This is a genomic window from Neobacillus sp. NPDC058068 (genome assembly GCF_042885335.1).
Classification (GTDB): domain Bacteria; phylum Bacillota; class Bacilli; order Bacillales; family Cytobacillaceae; genus Neobacillus.
Window position 1 is genome coordinate 187,440 of sequence record NZ_JBHVSI010000004.1, and the last position, 17,208, is coordinate 204,647.

23 protein-coding genes are annotated in these 17,208 nt (G+C 40.4%); 6 read left to right on the plus strand and 17 right to left on the minus strand.

The genetic code is table 11. The annotated features are described in order from the left end of the window. Window positions 1-94: 94 nt before the first annotated feature. Window positions 95-478: a kinase-associated lipoprotein KapB gene (kapB, locus tag ACFVSW_RS06705; protein WP_387313800.1), complete on the plus strand. Its 384-nt coding sequence runs from the start codon at window positions 95-97 to the stop codon at window positions 476-478. Window positions 479-514: 36 nt separating this feature from the next. On the opposite strand, the gene kapD is transcribed toward kapB, so the two are convergent. The 9 genes from kapD to ACFVSW_RS06750 form a co-directional block, all read right to left on the minus strand. Further along, window positions 515-1,141, minus strand: coding sequence for a 3'-5' exonuclease KapD (kapD, locus tag ACFVSW_RS06710; RefSeq protein ID WP_387313802.1), 627 nt, complete (start codon window positions 1,139-1,141; stop codon window positions 515-517). 279 nt (window positions 1,142-1,420) lie between these two features. Further along, window positions 1,421-1,804, minus strand: a complete 384-nt coding sequence (locus ACFVSW_RS06715; RefSeq protein WP_387313804.1) for a hotdog fold thioesterase — start codon at window positions 1,802-1,804, stop codon at window positions 1,421-1,423. A gap of 125 nt (window positions 1,805-1,929) precedes the next feature. After that, window positions 1,930-2,142, minus strand: a complete 213-nt coding sequence (locus ACFVSW_RS06720; protein ID WP_387313807.1) for a hypothetical protein — start codon at window positions 2,140-2,142, stop codon at window positions 1,930-1,932. 116 nt (window positions 2,143-2,258) lie between these two features. Then, a complete protein-coding gene (locus tag ACFVSW_RS06725; protein ID WP_387313810.1) occupies window positions 2,259-3,767 on the minus strand; it encodes a leucyl aminopeptidase in 1,509 nt (502 codons plus the stop codon). Between the two features lie 63 nt (window positions 3,768-3,830). Beyond that, window positions 3,831-4,214 carry a DUF309 domain-containing protein gene (locus tag ACFVSW_RS06730; RefSeq protein WP_387313812.1) on the minus strand — a complete coding sequence of 128 codons (384 nt, stop codon included), beginning with the start codon at window positions 4,212-4,214 and terminating at the stop codon, window positions 3,831-3,833. Window positions 4,215-4,310: 96 nt separating this feature from the next. Next, entirely contained in the window at window positions 4,311-4,919 is a 609-nt protein-coding gene (locus ACFVSW_RS06735) for a 3D domain-containing protein (protein ID WP_387313815.1), read from the minus strand. A gap of 119 nt (window positions 4,920-5,038) precedes the next feature. Beyond that, window positions 5,039-5,362, minus strand: coding sequence for a YuiB family protein (locus ACFVSW_RS06740; protein WP_387313817.1), 324 nt, complete (start codon window positions 5,360-5,362; stop codon window positions 5,039-5,041). Window positions 5,363-5,490: 128 nt separating this feature from the next. After that, entirely contained in the window at window positions 5,491-5,616 is a 126-nt protein-coding gene (locus tag ACFVSW_RS06745) for a YuiA family protein (protein WP_387313820.1), read from the minus strand. Between the two features lie 218 nt (window positions 5,617-5,834). Next, the gene (locus tag ACFVSW_RS06750; RefSeq protein ID WP_387313823.1) at window positions 5,835-7,052 is read right to left on the minus strand and encodes an NAD(P)/FAD-dependent oxidoreductase; all 1,218 of its coding nucleotides are present in this window, start codon (window positions 7,050-7,052) and stop codon (window positions 5,835-5,837) included. A gap of 474 nt (window positions 7,053-7,526) precedes the next feature. Between ACFVSW_RS06750 and ACFVSW_RS06755 the strand changes: the two genes are divergently transcribed. After that, a complete protein-coding gene (locus ACFVSW_RS06755; RefSeq protein WP_387313826.1) occupies window positions 7,527-8,528 on the plus strand; it encodes an NAD(P)/FAD-dependent oxidoreductase in 1,002 nt (333 codons plus the stop codon). A 50-nt stretch (window positions 8,529-8,578) separates the two neighbouring features. On the opposite strand, the gene erpA is transcribed toward ACFVSW_RS06755, so the two are convergent. Together erpA and ACFVSW_RS06765 are read right to left on the minus strand one after the other, a co-directional pair. Continuing rightward, complete coding sequence (erpA, locus tag ACFVSW_RS06760; RefSeq protein ID WP_387313829.1) at window positions 8,579-8,944, minus strand: iron-sulfur cluster insertion protein ErpA; 366 nt, start codon at window positions 8,942-8,944, stop codon at window positions 8,579-8,581. A 164-nt stretch (window positions 8,945-9,108) separates the two neighbouring features. Then, complete coding sequence (locus tag ACFVSW_RS06765; protein WP_387313832.1) at window positions 9,109-9,348, minus strand: YuzB family protein; 240 nt, start codon at window positions 9,346-9,348, stop codon at window positions 9,109-9,111. A 208-nt stretch (window positions 9,349-9,556) separates the two neighbouring features. On the opposite strand from ACFVSW_RS06765, the gene ACFVSW_RS06770 reads away from it, so the two are divergent. Further along, on the plus strand, window positions 9,557-10,624 hold the full coding sequence (locus ACFVSW_RS06770) for an NAD(P)/FAD-dependent oxidoreductase (RefSeq protein WP_387313835.1): 1,068 nt from the start codon (window positions 9,557-9,559) through the stop codon (window positions 10,622-10,624). Window positions 10,625-10,673: 49 nt separating this feature from the next. Here the strand turns inward: ACFVSW_RS06770 and ACFVSW_RS06775 are convergent, their stop codons facing one another. Then, a complete protein-coding gene (locus ACFVSW_RS06775; protein WP_387313838.1) occupies window positions 10,674-11,000 on the minus strand; it encodes a YuzD family protein in 327 nt (108 codons plus the stop codon). A gap of 149 nt (window positions 11,001-11,149) precedes the next feature. On the opposite strand from ACFVSW_RS06775, the gene ACFVSW_RS06780 reads away from it, so the two are divergent. After that, the gene (locus tag ACFVSW_RS06780) at window positions 11,150-11,386 is read left to right on the plus strand and encodes a NifU family protein (protein WP_024028418.1); all 237 of its coding nucleotides are present in this window, start codon (window positions 11,150-11,152) and stop codon (window positions 11,384-11,386) included. 40 nt (window positions 11,387-11,426) lie between these two features. On the opposite strand, the gene ACFVSW_RS06785 is transcribed toward ACFVSW_RS06780, so the two are convergent. Together ACFVSW_RS06785 and yutH are read right to left on the minus strand one after the other, a co-directional pair. After that, entirely contained in the window at window positions 11,427-12,416 is a 990-nt protein-coding gene (locus ACFVSW_RS06785) for a 2-hydroxyacid dehydrogenase (protein ID WP_387313841.1), read from the minus strand. A gap of 93 nt (window positions 12,417-12,509) precedes the next feature. Beyond that, window positions 12,510-13,523, minus strand: a complete 1,014-nt coding sequence (yutH, locus tag ACFVSW_RS06790; RefSeq protein WP_387313844.1) for a spore coat putative kinase YutH — start codon at window positions 13,521-13,523, stop codon at window positions 12,510-12,512. A gap of 172 nt (window positions 13,524-13,695) precedes the next feature. Between yutH and ACFVSW_RS06795 the strand changes: the two genes are divergently transcribed. Then, complete coding sequence (locus ACFVSW_RS06795) at window positions 13,696-14,208, plus strand: phosphatidylglycerophosphatase A family protein (protein ID WP_387313846.1); 513 nt, start codon at window positions 13,696-13,698, stop codon at window positions 14,206-14,208. A gap of 38 nt (window positions 14,209-14,246) precedes the next feature. On the opposite strand, the gene ACFVSW_RS06800 is transcribed toward ACFVSW_RS06795, so the two are convergent. Genes ACFVSW_RS06800 through ACFVSW_RS06810 form a run of 3 tightly spaced genes read right to left on the minus strand, consistent with a single transcriptional unit; the run spans window position 14,247 to window position 16,772 of the window. Next, the gene (locus tag ACFVSW_RS06800) at window positions 14,247-15,011 is read right to left on the minus strand and encodes a TIGR01457 family HAD-type hydrolase (RefSeq protein WP_387313849.1); all 765 of its coding nucleotides are present in this window, start codon (window positions 15,009-15,011) and stop codon (window positions 14,247-14,249) included. Between the two features lie 33 nt (window positions 15,012-15,044). After that, window positions 15,045-15,482, minus strand: coding sequence for a DUF86 domain-containing protein (locus tag ACFVSW_RS06805; RefSeq protein ID WP_387313852.1), 438 nt, complete (start codon window positions 15,480-15,482; stop codon window positions 15,045-15,047). An 18-nt stretch (window positions 15,483-15,500) separates the two neighbouring features. Continuing rightward, complete coding sequence (locus tag ACFVSW_RS06810) at window positions 15,501-16,772, minus strand: EAL domain-containing protein (protein WP_387313855.1); 1,272 nt, start codon at window positions 16,770-16,772, stop codon at window positions 15,501-15,503. Between the two features lie 162 nt (window positions 16,773-16,934). On the opposite strand from ACFVSW_RS06810, the gene ACFVSW_RS06815 reads away from it, so the two are divergent. Beyond that, window positions 16,935-17,201, plus strand: a complete 267-nt coding sequence (locus ACFVSW_RS06815; protein ID WP_387313858.1) for a DUF3055 domain-containing protein — start codon at window positions 16,935-16,937, stop codon at window positions 17,199-17,201. Window positions 17,202-17,208: the final 7 nt, after the last annotated feature.

Sequence of the window (17,208 nt, forward strand, 5' to 3'; positions counted from 1 at the left end):
ATAAAAATTTTTTGCACTATGTTTTTAATTTAGACTATTTCATATTAAAATGAAAGAAACAATAGTAGAAAAATTTCAGACAGGAGTGGTTTTGTTGGCGGAATTGCAGGTTGGTGAAAGGGTCACAGGAATCTATAAGACAGGTAAATATATTGGAGAAATAACCGAGGTACGCCCGCAGCATTATTTAGTCAGAGTCCTAGCGGTCGTTAAACATCCAATGCAGGGCGATTTGCACAGCCCTAAAGATGCAGATGTACTTTTTTTTCACGAAAGACGTGCCCTCAGCTTTCGGGAGCAGGCCAATATTCCAAAACAAATGGTCAAACAATTCGAGAATGAAATCCCTGACTATCAGGAATCCTTAAAGCAGGCTGTTGAAAAAATGAAAGCTGAACTGACGGTGACCGGATCGCAATGGGCTGAAATGAGCCTAAATGCACTTAAAACACTGGAGAAAGATTATAAATTTAATTAACATAAAAGGCCAAATCATTTATAGTGATTTGGCCTTTTATGCGAATTCATTTAATAGCTTGGAAAAGTCAATTCGATCACCAATCGTTGTTGGTTCTGGCTTTTCTAAATAGCGTTTATCCTTTTCAACGAGTTTAAATATATTATAGGTAGTCAAGGCATCATCGAGTGCTCGGTGATGTCTGCCTGTCCCCTCTTTTCCATATTCCTGTACTGCCTTCCACAAGCCTGTTTGATTTTGGTCCCCAAAAAACCGTTTATACTCCATTGATAAATCGATCTCTTTGGCGTTATTAAATGGAAAAGCAACGCCCGCTACTAAGCAATTATGCCTTAGTACCTTCATATCCATATTTCCCCAAGTAACAATGGACGTCTCATACTGATCTTTATTGAATTCCTCTAACTTTTTAATTAATTCATAAATCGACATCCCTTTGTCAACCTGCTGCTGTGAAATATGTAAGAATGATTTACAGCGTTCTGATAGTTTCAGAAATTTACGTGGAGTAACAAAGGATGAAAATTGCTCGGTAACCTGATCGTCGACAACCGCAACAATTCCGACCTCGATTATTTCCGGGAAAAACTCCTTCATTCGAATATTTCGTTCAGGCATCGTAAACTCAAAATCAATAAATAAATATTGCCGCCTTGCCTTCATCATTTCACCACCTTTACTTTTTACTTCTTATTCCATTATATAAAGAAACCTGTACAAAAAATTGTGCTATTTGGCTATTTTTTTATTTATTAAATTATAACATGAATTGGAAAGAAATTTTTTAAATTTTTCAATAATATCTAAGAAAACTCGCCGACTGGCGAGACCGTTAGGGCGAAGACAGAGGCGTAGTTGCACTTATGCCTGATTGGAAAGTTATACTTTCCTATCGGCTAAAAAAGTGGAGGATATTTCCCCCACCCGGGTCTTAAATAATCGTTATTTTCTCAATTGAATGACGGCCATTGTGCAGCGCGAAACACAGATAAGGCGGTCTGTCTCATCGGTAATTTTGATATCCCAAACCATTGTTGATTTCCCTTGATGAAGCACCGTGCCAACTGCCTTAACTATCCCGTCTGTTTTAGGGCGGACATGATTAGCGTTGATCTCAAGTCCCGCAACAGCTTCTGTTTCTTTATTAACCAACTCATAGGCGCCAACACTTGCAACCGTCTCAGCAAGAGCAACAGAGGCACCGCCGTGCAGTAAACCGAATGGTTGCTTTGTTCGGCCGTCGACTGGCATAGTAGCAATGACTTTCCCTTCCTCCACATGGGTAACCTCAATTCCGAGTGCTTCAATTAATGTATCTTTAATCATTCCTATCCCTCCGTTATGTATATTGACCTCACCTTTTACCTATTCTTCTTTTTACTTGAATATCCTTTTAATTAAAGCCTTTTATTAGAAAAAAACAGCCACAAGAGCTGTTTTTAACTTTGTTATTAATAATACCCTGGATAGCCCATCGGAGGATAGCCAGGTGGAGGGTAGCCATATACGGGATAGCCGTAAAATGGGCGAGATGCAAAAGAAGCACCTATCCCCCCTCCCAATAGACCGCCTAAAAAGCTAAGCCCTCCAATGGCCAATGGCCAACCTAGAAAACCGATAAATCTTTGATCATGTACCGGGTATGCACTTCGATATGGGTACATGCCGCATTACCTCCTTTTTCTGCGATACTTGCCTACACTATTTCATATGCGAAAAGAAGGTGGTTTGAGTGGGCATTCAAACAGAAAACCTCCGGAATAAGTCCGGAGGCACAACATTATTCTTTTATTGGTTCAAACCGTTCAACAAAGAGGGCAAGTGTACGGGTCATGACGCCTGTCGCCCCTGCAGGACCAAGGTCATATGCTTTTGAAGTGACAGCTGTCCCGGCGATATCTAAATGAACCCATGGAGTTCCCTCGGCAAATTCACCAATGAAAGCGCCAGCGACAAGCGCATGGCCTTCGCTTCCAGGAGAGTTATTTAAATCGGCCACTTTACTGTTTCGAACCCGCTCTTTTTCACTCTCAAATAATGGCAATAGCCACATTTGCTCGCCCGCTTCCATCGAAGCCTCCAAAACCTGTTCATACAATGATTCATGATTGGTCATCGCTCCAGTGGTATGCAAACCGAGTGCAGTAATGACGCCGCCTGTTAAGGTTGCCACATCGACTAAATAATCCGCCCCGTGATGCTTCGCATAGGTAACCGCATCCGCTAACACAAGCCGTCCTTCAGCATCGGTGTTTAATACTTCAATCGTTTTCCCACTCATCGATGTGATAACATCATCGGGCTTAAATGCGCCTCCACTGATCATATTGTCGGTAGACGGAATAACGGCAACGACATTTTGCTCTGGCCGAGTCTCGCCGATAATTTCCATCGCACCAAGAACAGCTGCAGCTCCGCCCATGTCCGTTTTCATTCCGACAATTCCCGCTTTTGTTTTAATCGAGTAACCGCCCGTATCAAAGGTGATTCCTTTTCCGACCAGACCGATGACATCTTTCCATTCATCTTTCCCCTGATATTTCAGTACAATCATCTTAGGTGGCTCTGAGGAACCCTGATTGACCGCAAGGAACGCACCCATTCCGAGCTTTTCTATCTCAGCTTTTTCTAAAATTTCAACTTCAAAATCATACTTAGCGCCTAGTTCTCTTGCATAGTTGGCCATATCTGTTGCTGTTAGCATATTTCCAGGAGTGTTGACAAGTGTCCGAGCCGAATTTGCCGCCTTCCCAAAGGCATAGCCAACGGATAGAGACACTTGCACATCGTCTTCAGCAAACATTTCACTATAAACGTTAAGGTGCTCCAGCCTTTTCTCCGGTTCATTTGATTTCTGCTTATAGCCTTCAAATTGGTAGGTTGAAAGCGCCCAAGCCTCACTTAGGGCATGGGCGGCATCAAAACCATCGAGTTCTTCTGTAATAAAGGAATCTAAATAAATGGCTGTTTCCTCAAGCTTACTTGCTGTAACGTTCTTAAACAGCTTACCAAACGCCTCTTTCAGCTTCTCAAAGGTTATGTCCTTTTCTTTTCCAAGACCGACAAACCAAACGCGTTTTGAACCGATTTTGCCAAAGCTATGTACCTTGCTAATACTTTTTAACTTTGCTGAAATATCCCCTGATTTGACTAGCTCTGTAAGCTGCCCGTCAAACTCGGCATCCAGTTTTGCAAGTGACCCGGCAAATTTCTCCGCTTTATCAAACAGACCGATAACCAATCCCTCATGTACATTTGCTAATTTAAAATCTTTTTTAACCTCAAACATTTCCCTTCACCTCCGTGATATTCAAGTTTTATTATATCGAAAAGTCCCATTTATTTCGATAATCTAATTACTCTCCAAATACAACAGCAAATGAGGGAGCTTTGGCAAATCTCCCACCTCTTCAAACGCAACCCGATCAATTTTTTTCGGAAAAAGGCTAAGGCATTGTTCAATGAAAGGATAGACCCTTTCTAAATCTAATCCCCAAAACTTCGGGCGGTAGGCTTGCAGGTAGTCATGGGCTGTTTGCATCATCAACCTCGCGCCTTTTATATTTCCGTACTCATAATGGTAAATCGCCACACTCATTTGCAGAAGTCCCTTTAAAAATAAATTATCTTTATCGGTCATCCACATTTCTTCCAATAAATCGTGGCAAGTATAGTAGTCCCCTTCATTAAAGCTGACAAAAAACTCATAGTATTCGATTGGGTACTGTTCATCCATGATATCCCGTCCCCTCACAATGATTCATTTCTATTTTAAGGGAAACTGTATCTAAATGCTCGCGTCAAAATAAAAAACAGGCACACGACCTGTTTTTTACCTTTTTTCTGAGCTAATATACTGTTGACGAAAGACCTGCATCGCTTTATCTTCATTTAACGCTTTAAGTGTTTCCTCTGATAGTTTTCCATTTCCTTTTTCCACTACATAAACATCCAAATTTCTTTTACCCCATTTATTATATACATCTTCAACGGTTTCATAATAAAGGTCCAGTCTGTCACCCTTAATTGCCCCCCCTTTATCAGCAACCACTCCATAGCCGTATCCTGGGATAAACAGGATGGTACCAATCGGAAAAACAGTTAAATCTGCAGCAACCGTCGAAAATAAATCACGCTTCACTTTTACACCCGAGTAGGTGATTCCATACTCCGGATGACCTTTGGTTTTTCCAGTCGATTCAATTCCCGCTGTATAGCCCGTAGCCGTAACCGTATGTTTAGGATACTTAGACCAATCAATCGACTCCTCTAATGAGGGTTGTGTTCCGGAAACAGTTTTGTTTGCCGAAACCAGCGCTGTAATATGGCTAATGAGCAATTGGGCATTGACCCCAGAAATGGATTGGAAGGTTGCGAATAATGCCATCATGAAGAGGCAGACCATCGCAAACCGCTTTGTCCAATTTTTTAAATGATTCATTGAAATTTTCACTCCTCCCAAAATATTCATTCCCAAGCTACAGGGAATTATTCAAAAAAGGAGGAAAGAAATTTGTTCAAAAATAAAAAAAAGACTCATTACCCAAAAGGGAACAAGTCTTAAAACATTTGATAGCCGTTTTTTCGTAACAGTTTGATTGTTAAACCTGCTGCGATGGCACCGGCAAATCCGCTCGCCAAAATGAGGATATCGGCCGTCGCTAATGAGCTGAACCGTTGCCCGAGTTCAATAAAGGATGTTTTACTGTTTGTAAAATATTCACTAAAACTTACTTTATCCACGATTAAAATCGCAACTATAGGATAAACTATCGCCATAACCCATGACATTCTTAACAGCATATTTAAGATAAAGCCAATTCCAAAAAACAGCACAAAAAATAGGACAATCGATATAATTAAGACCACAATGCTCATTTGCATTGAAATTCCCCCTTTATCCATCAACAAATAGTGTACTTAATGTCGAAAGGGGAGTCAATATTAACTGCTTTTTGCAAAAAAAAATAGCCTCTCGAAATCAATTCGAAGAAGCAGTTATAACTGTTTCATTAATCCTTTTTCTTTCCTGAGCCCCCGCAGCAGGAACAAGTTTCTGATCCTCCAAGCACCAATTGGAAATAGCCCGTTCCTGAACAATAATCACAATTTTTAGTATCCAAACCCTGCCCTTTCATTTCCATCATCCCCTCATTTTATTAACTTAATATTCTGATAATATCAAGGATTTTGGAAAAAGAAAAGAGCTAAAAATGCGCAAATTCACGAAGGAAAGCGGATACATTATAAGTTTTCTTTCATTATCGAAGCGTTACTTTAATTTCTAAAAATTACAAAAAAATTTTTAAAAAACAAAAAGGACTGGGAATCTCCCGTCCTTTTTGCATAATCTAGCTTAAAAAATCTTAAATTTCCCTTTTTTCACGACTAGACCCACTCCGCCGATCATGAAAAGAGAGCGGTTATCGACCACTTTCTTCATAAAGGAAGCTTTTGCTCCGGTTATTTTTTTACCAAAAACAACACCGATAGCATCATCTTCACCTAAGGAGCAAACCGTACCTTTATTATCAAACGTAAACGTCTCTAACTCTGTTTTATTACGAATCAACGCAGCGATATTGCGGGCAACAACCTCGCCTTGCTGCATGGCAATTTGAGCGGTCGGAGGATATGGGCGATTGATTTCTTCATTAATAACAAGCGAACTGTCACCAATAATGAAAACATCGTCAAATCCGGGAACGCGGAGATCTGGCTGTACTTTAACACGGCCTCTCATTGCTTCAAAACCTGATTTTTCAATAATCGAGTTACCACGTACCCCTGCTGCCCACACTACAGTGCCGGCTTTAATTTCACGTGGTTCTTCCTCAGCTTTTCCAACAATGATACTGTCTGGAGTACACTCCTTAATCGCTGTTCCGATTAAGAATTCCACGCCTTTACGTTCAAGCTGGGAAACCGCATAATTTACTAATTCCGGATCGAAACCAGGAAGTACGGTTGGTGCTGCTTCAACACAAATAATTTTCACTTTATGATAATCGACATCATATTCATGACATAATTCAGGGATTCTGTTCGTTAATTCACCAAGGAATTCAATTCCAGTAAAGCCAGCACCGCCAACAACAAGGACCAAACGATTATCGTTTTTCTCTTCTTCCATATTATAGGTAGCAAATTGATATTCGATGTGCTCACGCAATTGACGGGATGAATTCACATTGGTGATTCCAAATGCGTATTCCTTTAATCCTTTGATGCCGAATGTTTCCGGTTCGCCGCCAAGAGCAATCACAAGGTAGTCATATTCGACTTCACCTTTTTCTAAAATTACCTTTTTTCCTTCTTTATCAATCTCGACCACGGTATCTTGAACAAAATCAACCTTACTGCGGTCAATCACATCACGAATATCATAGCGAACCTTATCGTGATGGAGCGTACCAGCTGATGCCTCATGTAACCAAGTGGTTTCGTAATGGTAGTCATTTTTATTAATTAATACAATATCTGCTTCATTTACTCCGATTAACTTTTGCAACCGCACTGTGGTCATAAGACCGCCATAACCAGCACCGATAATAACAATTTTTGGCTTTCTCAAAGTGATCACTTCCACCTTTTTTAATATTTTTAGTAAATTCTCTTTTTCTTATCATCCACTGCTAAGACCATTTTTATTTTGCACTGCCGAAAAATGTATGTGAGATAATTCACGAATGGGTTCGAAGAAATTTCCAAATAGAAAAGCATACAGAAAACGACAGAGATATCATTGTATTATACAAATAAAAAAAGTAGAATTAACTTCCCAATCGTTCATTAAAATTTGCCTTTTTCGTCACAAAATCTTAACAATATATCCACATTACATCATATGCTACTTCTCCTCTATTTTCAAGTGATATATATAAATTATTTAACTTAAGAATATTGGCAACATTGACATTTCATTACGTTTATATTGATTATTTAATTTTTTTCCAATATGAAGAATTACCTATAAAGATGTGAGGTTTCTTTTATTTTGTGATATTATAGTGAGTGGAGTTTGTTACTACTATTGGGGGGATACGGAGTGCAAGAGAATCAAAAAGTTTATGACATTACCATCATCGGTGGCGGCCCTACCGGTCTATTTACTGCCTTTTACGGAGGAATGAGACAAGCATCGGTGAAAATCATTGAAAGCTTGCCACAGCTAGGCGGTCAATTGTCAGCGCTTTATCCGGAAAAATATATTTATGATGTTGCTGGTTTTCCCAAAATCCGCGCACAAGAATTGATAAATAATTTAAAAGAACAAATGGCTAAGTTTGAACCAGCTGTTGCTCTTGAGCAATCTGTTGAAAAGTTAGAACGACAAGAGGATGGAACATTTAAATTAACGACAAATTCAGAAGTGCATTATTCAAAAACGATTATTATTACGGCAGGGAATGGGGCATTCCAACCGCGCCGTTTAGAGCTTGAAAGTGCAGGTCAATATGAGAAGAAAAATCTATACTATTTTATTGAAGATTTAAATCAGTTTGCCGGTCAAAAAGTGGTTGTTTTTGGCGGCGGCGATTCTGCCGTTGACTGGGCATTAATGCTGGAGCCAATTGCCAAAAAGGTAACAATTGTTCACCGCAGAGATAAATTCCGTGCACATGAACATAGTGTGGAGAACTTGTATAATTCAAAAGTAGATGTAAAAACACCATATGTTCCTGCTGATTTGATTGGTGATGAAAATGGCAATATTAAGCAAGTCGTGCTTGGAAGTGTTAACGGAGAAAGCCAAGAAACGATTGATGTCGACGCTGTTATCTGTAACTACGGCTTTGTTTCGTCTCTTGGACCAATCAAGGAATGGGGACTGGAAATCGAAAAGAACTCGATTGTTGTAAATTCCAAAATGGAAACGAATACACCGGGAATTTATGCAGCAGGAGACATTTGCACATATGATGGTAAAGTGAAATTAATTGCTTGCGGCTTTGGTGAAGCGCCAACAGCTGTCAATAATGCGAAATCCTTTATCGATCCAAAAGCAAAAGTTCAGCCATTGCACAGTTCTTCTATGTTTGATAAATAATAGGTAAAGGCGCCCACTTCTGGACGCCTTTTATTTTTTGCGCTATTTGTCTAACATTCCTCTGGTGTTCCGGTTGCAGAGGCTGTTCGGAACGAAGAACCGCAGCCGCAAGATGCGATCGCATTAGGATTTTCGATGGTAAAGCCTCCTCCCATCATTGATTCTTTATAATCTATTTTCGTGCCTTGAAGAATCGCTGCACTCTCTTTATCAACGAGAACTTGAATCCCATACTGTTCAAAATGAAGGTCATCTTCGTTTACTTCATGGTCAAAGCCCATTCCATAGGATAAGCCGCTGCATCCGCCGCCCTTTACGCTGACACGTAAAAGCGCACCCTCTTCCTCATTATGCTTCATCATATCTTTAATTTGGAGTGACGCGGCTTCAGTTAAAATAACAACATCTTTACTCATCATGACTCCCCCTTTTAAGGCGTTTACTATAGTATATCACTTGATAGCCAGGACTCAACTGATTAGATTCTTACTAATAACATATGATAGCTATATAAAAAGGGAGCGGCGATGCTCCCTTTTCTTACTTATCTAGCTTCAGCGCCCAGGGGCTTCAGCTTTTATTAAAACATCGGATTCTCTTCAAGATATTCATAAATGTTGTCTACGAGTTCATCTGGTGTATTCCCGGTAACTACTTCACCATTCACAAGAGCGTAAAGTGTGACAGCACATTTTCCGCAGTATCCGAGACATCCATATTCAATAATATCCAAGTTAGGATCTTTTTGTAATTTTTCAAGTGCCCTTTGTGCACCATTTGCCAGATTGCTTATACAGAATTCAATGATAGGTTGAATCATTGCTTTCACCTCTCCACAAGTAATTATCCTACCCTATTTATTGTGGTTCGTCAATTAACATGTTTAGGTCTGCTTTGTCAAGAAAAGAGGGAAAAATGTTGTTATTTTGACACACTTTAGATATACTCTTATGTGGTAAACAAACGGGGTATAATACTACTATTATTTACAATTCTTTAAAACCGGACAAACAAAGGGGATTTTAAAAATGAAAAACCTTGTCATTCTTGGTGGTGGATATGGCGGGATGAAGATATTGAACGAACTTCTTCCCAACCACTTACCAGAGGACGTAACCATTACACTTATTGACCGCGTCCCATATCACTGCTTAAAAACCGAATACTATGCCTTAGCCGCTGGGACAATTTCCGACAAAGACATACGTGTTTCTTTTCCGGAACATTCTCGATTAGCTGTGAAATATGGAGAGGTAACAAGCATCGATACAAAGGATCGAAAGGTTATCCTAAAAGATGCTGAGCCGGTTGCCTTTGATGACCTTATCATTGGTCTTGGCTGTGAGGACAATTATCATGATGTTCCTGGTGCCGAACAATTCACTTACAGTATCCAAAGTATAGAAAAATCCCGGCGCACCTATTCAGTCTTAAACAATCTTGGACCTGGTTCAGTTGTGGCTATTGTCGGCGCTGGTTTAAGCGGTGTCGAGTTAGCGAGTGAATTAAGCGAAAGCCGTGAAGACCTAAATATCAAATTATTTGATCGGGGAAACCATATCCTTTCTGCCTTCCCGGAACGTTTAAGTAAATATGTTGAAAATTGGTTTGTAAGAAATAATGTCGAGATTATCAACAATTCTAATATCACCAAAGTGGAAGAAAATAAACTATATAATCACGATCAACCGATTGATTGTGATGTGATTGTTTGGACAGCAGGGATTCAAGCCAGTAAAATTGTCCGCGCTATGGATGGGGAAAAGGATCGCTCAGGACGGATGGTTATCTCCCCTCTCCATCATTTGCCTAATGACGAGCATATTTTTATTCTGGGGGACTGCGCAAGCCTTCCACATGCGCCAAGTGCTCAATTGGCTGAGGGACAGGCTGAGCAAATTGCCGAAGTCCTTAAGAGGCGCTGGAAAGGCGAAGCACCTCCCGCTTCCTTCCCGCAAATCAAATTAAAGGGAATTCTAGGTTCCCTTGGGAAAAAACATGGATTTGGGATGATGGCAGAGCGTCCGATTACAGGAAGGGTCGCCCGCTTACTAAAATCCGGTATATTGTGGATGTATAAATTTCATAAAGGATGATTTTATTTAAGCAAAAAGCATTCCAAATAATAATGGAATGCTTTTTGTTTTATATTGCTTTATATCCATATTTCTCAAGTTCTGCAAAGATCGTTTTAAGTCGCGGGTTGCCTTCGCCAACGACTTTTTCTTTAATGACGACAACGGGATAAAACATGTCTTCTTCTATTACCTTTTTAGCAAAATCAACCTTTTCACTCCCGCCAGACGGCTGATGAATATCAACATAGGTTATTTTAAAGGGCTGACTGGGGAACTTTCTGGCAATTGCCGCCTCCAGCCACTCATACGTTTCTTTGGATGATGGTAAATTCACACAGCTTGGGCATAGAATTTCTGCCCCGTAAAGAACAATTTCCACTTCCTGAACATTCATAAGACCATTCCTAACCTTTTTCTTCTATTTTATCTTATTTCAAACGTAAAAACTAAAAAAATGATTAAATTGGACAGCTTCCTAATTTCTGAGAATGGATTTTTACTGCCGTTGACATTATAATATAGATAGGAAAGGAGTCGATTAACATGGTAGAACAAGAAATGTTTGAGCAAGTTCAAGAAGTATTAGATAAATTGCGTCCATTTCTTCTTCGCGATGGCGGGGATTGCGAATTAGTAGATGTAGAGGATGGTATTGTTAAGCTCCGCTTATTAGGTGCGTGCGGAACCTGTCCAAGTTCAACGATCACATTAAAAGCAGGTATCGAGAGAGCTCTTCTAGAAGAAGTTCCTGGTGTTGTTGAAGTAGAACAAGTATTTTAATGAAAAGCGATTGCCATGACGGCAATCGCTTTTATTATTTTCAAGCTTTAACTAAGGGCATCCAATCTTTATTCACAAGTGTCTTCGGCTCTTTTCCTTCTAGGATCAAAGCGACATTATCGATACATAGCCCCATCATCGTGGTTCTCGTTTCGACACTAGCGCTGCCGATATGCGGAAGTGCAACGACATTGGAAAGCTTTAATAATGGATGACTGGAATCAATCGGTTCTTTGTCAAAAACATCAAGCCCTGCCCCGGCAATTTCTCCTGCCGCTAATGCCTCATACAATGCCTGTTCATCAACCACTGGACCTCTTGAAGCATTGATGAAAATAGCCGATTGTTTCATTTTTTGAAATACTTCACGAGTAAACATGTTTTTCGTTTCGGGGGTAAGCGGCGTTAGACAAACAATAAAGTCCGACTTTTCCACAAGCTCTTCAAACGGCAGGTAAACTGCCCCGAGCTCTTGCTCGGCCGCTGGTTTTCTCGTCCGGTTATGGTACAGGATGTTCATCTCAAAACCCGTGGCCCGCTTCGCCACCGTTTCGCCAATTTTCCCCATGCCAACAATACCAATGGTTTTATGGTGAATATCATGGCCAGCCAATAATAACGGGCTCCAACTTTTCCACTTGTCTTCTTTCACGAATTCCGCAGCCTCGACAATCCTTCGGGCCGTCGCCATCAATAAGCCGAACGTTAAATCGGCTGTTGTATCAGTTAATACATCAGGCGTATTACAAACCGCAATCCCTTCCCTGCTCGCGGTTTTTACATCAATATTGTCAAAACCAACAGCAAGGTTTGCTACAACCTTTAAATTTTTCCCCGCGGTTAAAATAGCTTCATCAATGGAATCAGCCAATACTGTCAACAAGGCATCGGCTTTTTTCGCCTCAGAAAGTAAGACGTCTCTTGGCACTGGAACATCGTCATGGTCCCACATTTTTACTTTAAAGTTTTGCAGTAGTGGATTAATTACTTCATCTGGAAGCTTTCGTGTTATATAAACGTAAGGCTTCATGCTGCGTTCACTTCCTTCTTCATCATCTTTGTCTACTTAATTTTACCATAAGTTTATTATTGACTCCTGCAAAACAGCTTGATTCGTCTCATCTTATTGAAAAAGCCATTCTAGCTGCGGTATATGGAGCCGTTTAACCGGCGCCCCTGACATTTGAAAGAATCCCGCCAAAAACCGTTCGTAGTCGCTTGACTGCCGTAAGATTTTACTTAAGCGTTCCTCTAATACCTTCCTATCCTGTTCTGAACGCGTAATATAATAACTTTCTATACAATCGAAGTAATGCAAGGGAAAGATTAATCGTGCATATAATAAACGCCACGAAAAGGGTGACAAGGGAGCAATCCTTTGGTACTCTGCAAAGAATTGCTTTAATTCAACATCGTATGTCTGGATATTGCGAAAATACCTCTCCCTCGTCCATTCCGCTAAATCACGGCTTCGATGATCAAACACCCAATCAAACGGGTTTTTAATCATATAATGACTGTATGGCCCCCATGTTTTTTTCATGAAACGTTCATGGCAAACGGTGCCGCCATCCGTTTCTAACGGTTCTTCATCCAGTTCTGTATCAACTAGATATTGAATCGCATTTTCTGTTAATCCCAGGTAATAGGGAAAGGAATCGATAAACATCCGTTCAAACTCATCTTCAGGTGTCTGAAAAAGGAGACCGCTCCAAACCCTTTCCATTTGCTCCAGCCGCTTTTCCCACAAGGCCTTCCATTGGCCAATCCTGCTTGACCTTTCGATTTGAAAAGGAACCCTCCTGCCGCGCTCATGGAATTTGGCGAGCTTCCGCCCTAATTTTATTTTCCGCTGTTCTTCGTTCTGTCGAACCGCTAACACGCAATATTTATTTTTTTCCCACTCCGCAATTAAAATACCCTCCTTGGTCGGCAAAAAGATCGGGACATTTTGATCCCCGTAATTTCTTAAATGTTCGGCCATTTTCCCAAGCTCGGCGATTTCCTCTTCTTCCCTACCGGACGGATTAGCAATTAAATACAGCCAGCCGTTTCCCCGCAGTGCATCAAAACGATCTAATTTCACATATTCCTCGACCGTGATTCCATATTGATTTTCAAGCATTTTCTGAAGCATCCAAGCCCCCACCTCTTCTTTATTCCTTTTCTATCTCAAGTATATGTATAGGCTTTTAAAAACTTGTTTCTTGGTGGTTTCTTTAGGAAAAGAATAACCGAGAAGAAATTGCATATGGGATCATTTTAGCGTATATATATAGTGTAAATAAAAGGAAAAGGTGATTGAAGAAATGGCAGAAGACAAAAAAGTGGACCTAACCGAAGAAACAGCACGCAGATGGCTGAAAGAGAGAGGCGTTGAAGTTCAGGACATCGCCGATTTAGTTTTCTTTTTGCAGGAAAAGTATCACGAAAACTTAAAGATGGAGGACTGTTTGGCGAACGTAGAACGGGTCCTTTCCAAACGTGAGGTACAAAACGCAATCATCACCGGAATCCAGCTTGATATGCTTGCTGAAAAAGGGATGTTAGAAGAACCGCTTCAATCGATTATCGGCAGCGATGAAAGCCTTTACGGGGTGGATGAAATCCTGGCCTTTTCTATTGTAAATGTTTACGGCTCCATCGGCTTTACCAATTACGGTTATATCGATAAACTAAAGCCCGGAATCCTAGCACATTTAAATGATAAATCAACTGGCGAGTGCCATACCTTTTTAGATGATATTGTCGGAGCAATAGCCGCTGCGGCCTCCAGCAGGCTGGCACACCGGGCAGCAAGAGCTGCAGAAGAAAAGAAATAAGAAGCAAAAAGGATGGGTGCTTTTTCCCCATCCTTTTCTTATATTTCCCACTGGTCTAATGTATCCACCGTATAAGTCGGCATCCGCTCGCAGCCGGCAAGCAATTCTTTTGTCGTTACACCGGTATGCACGAGTAATGTGTCCATTCCCGCATTCATCCCAGCTAAAATGTCGGTATCATAATAATCGCCGACCATCAGTGTCTCTTCTTTTGCTGTTCCTAGAACCTTTAAGGCCTGTTCCATAATAATGGACTCCGGTTTGCCGATAAAAATCGGGTTGGTCTGTGTAGATACGGCAATAACTGATGTTAGTGATCCATTCCCAGGCAGCAATCCTCTTTCCGTTGGGATGGCAATGTCGCCATTGGTGGAAATAAAGGTCGCTCCGTTACGGACTGCCAAGCAGGCAACGGCTAATTTTTCATAGCTGATGGAGCGGTCAATCCCTGTAACAACGTAGTCTGCATGCTCCCCGGCAAATTGCAATCCTTTTTCCGCTAGAGCCGTTCGGATTCCCTCTTCGCCAATACAATAAACCGTTGCGTCATTTTTACGTTCATAAATGTAGTTAGCGGTTGCCTGACTTGTTGTAAACACAAGCTTTTCTTCCGCCGGAATGTCAAAGCGGACGAGCTTTTCAGCTACCTGCGCCGGCGTTCGTGATGAATTGTTCGTTACAAATAAGTAAGGGATCCCCTTATCCCGGAGCTGCTTAACAAAATCAGAGGCTGCTTCAATCCGTTCTGTTCCCTTATACATCGTACCATCTAAATCAATTAAATAACCCTTATATTTTTTCAAAAAAAATCACTCCAATCAGCAGACACTCCGAATTTAGTTTTTAAACGCCGAAACAGGTCCTAATTCATTTGCAAGATAATCACGAACGTTTTCAGCAAAAGTCTTTAATTCATGAAGATTTCTCGAAAAATGGTCCTGCAGCTCGCTATGGTCAATCGTTATGTAATCGTGAACAAGTTTTTTTCGATATTGGATGATATGCTTTAAATTTTCCCCTGTTTGCGCTGAAACAACCTTTTCATCCATCAATATGTCAATTATGTCGTCATAGCTGCCGGGGTCTCGCATGATAAAACCATCAATCATCGCATTTCCAACATCTAAAACAGACTCGATCATCATTTGGCTCAAGCGTTCTAACGCTGCGTGTTCAAGTGGTGTTGACCAAGCTGTTTGGTCTTTGAAGAGAGTGATTTGTTTTTCTAAGTAAATTAAGATTGCTTCAATTTTTTCCCTATCAACAAAATACATGATACCGCTTCCTCCATTCTAAGTTGCAATACTATTTATCAGCGCGGTTGGCCGTGCATAGAAATAACCCTGTGCTAGATCAACATTATTTCGTGTCAAAACGGCTACCACTAATGAACCGGCCTCTCTGGCGATTAACATTAATCCTTTTAACATCGATTCTTTGATTGAATTCTTATCAATATTCTGAATGACAGATCGGTCAATTTTAATAATATCGGGCATGATTTCACTAATGATGCTTAAACTAGAATAGCCTGCCCCTGTATCATCCATGGCAATTCGGAACCCCATTAATCTTAACATTTTGAGATTATAAATGAAATTCTTTAAGCCTTCGATTGAATCATTCTCGGTCACTTCAAAGGTTATTTGCTTCGGTGAAATTCCTTTATATTGCTGCATGATTGTTTTCAAGTCACGGGTAAAGCGAATATTCCCGAGCGTCATCGGTGTACAATTGACAAAGATGTCCTGCCGGCATTTTGTCGCCTTTATTTGACTGAAAACCCTTTCAATGACTATCATTTCAAGTTCATAGAGTACACCTGTCTGCCTGGCAACCGAAAAAAGTGAGAGTGGACTTTCTAAAACGGTTCCCGCTGGACCGCGGGTAAGCATTTCTAGTGCATATGTTTCTTTTGTGGCAACATTGATAATCGGCTGGGCTAATAATTTTAAATTCTTCTTTGAAATAATTCTTTTGATCGCAAAAACCATTTCATTAAATTCAGATTTGACTCGTTTTTCTGCCATCGCAAGCGCCTGCCGATGAGCTCTGACAACGGAATCCTGAATCGAATGATACTTTTTTTCAACGAACATATAACCCGTTGTAAAGATGGTCTGGATAGCGGGATTATACTTTTGCAAATTCCGCTCAACATGATTGATGATTTTTTTCATAATTGTATCGATTTCCGACAAGCAAAGGCGTGCCTCATCCACCTTAATGTAAAGTGTCAAACCGTCCCCATAAAAATCGTGAAGGGTAATGACATCCTGCTTAGCGATTTCTTCCTCAACAGCAGCGCGGAAATAATTTTTTATCTGTTTGATTAAAAGTGCGTACTGGGATTGACTTAGTTGTTCTGCCAGTTCATTCATATTCTTTAAATTAAAGACAATAACAGCTACTTCATGTCCATCGTTAATGGCAGCCGTTACTCCTTGCATGACAGGGTTTCGCAAGATAAATTGGGGAGGGTAAAAGCGTATTGACGAAAGAGGTAATAAAATTTTTCCCCATTTGGCGATGGTTTTGATTTTTTCTATGTAACGACGGACCATTATTTCCATCCCTCTCAGAAGTCAACTTAAATGCTTAGCTACATTGTAACATAATTTGACATCTTTCGTCTTTTTCAGCAAGAAAAATTGTTAGAAGTCCCATCACGCCGAATAATTTGTTACTATAGAGAAGATGTCAATTTAACAAAGGAGATCTTTTTGATGAGTGAACACTTTTTCTTATACGATGATACAGAAGATACAAAAACAAGATTTGTCAGCTTTGTCGGTGAAAACCAACGCTTCGATTTAGCGATTGTTCAAAGTAATCGCCACTATGGAAAGCTGCTTGTTCTTGATATGCAAGGAAGCCGGTTTGCGATTATTGGTCCGGATGACTTGGAAGAAGAGGGATATTTAGAATTTGCTTTTCAATTGAATGAAGCAGATGGAGCGGAACTGCGGTCTTTCTTAACGGAAATCATTTAATGATCTG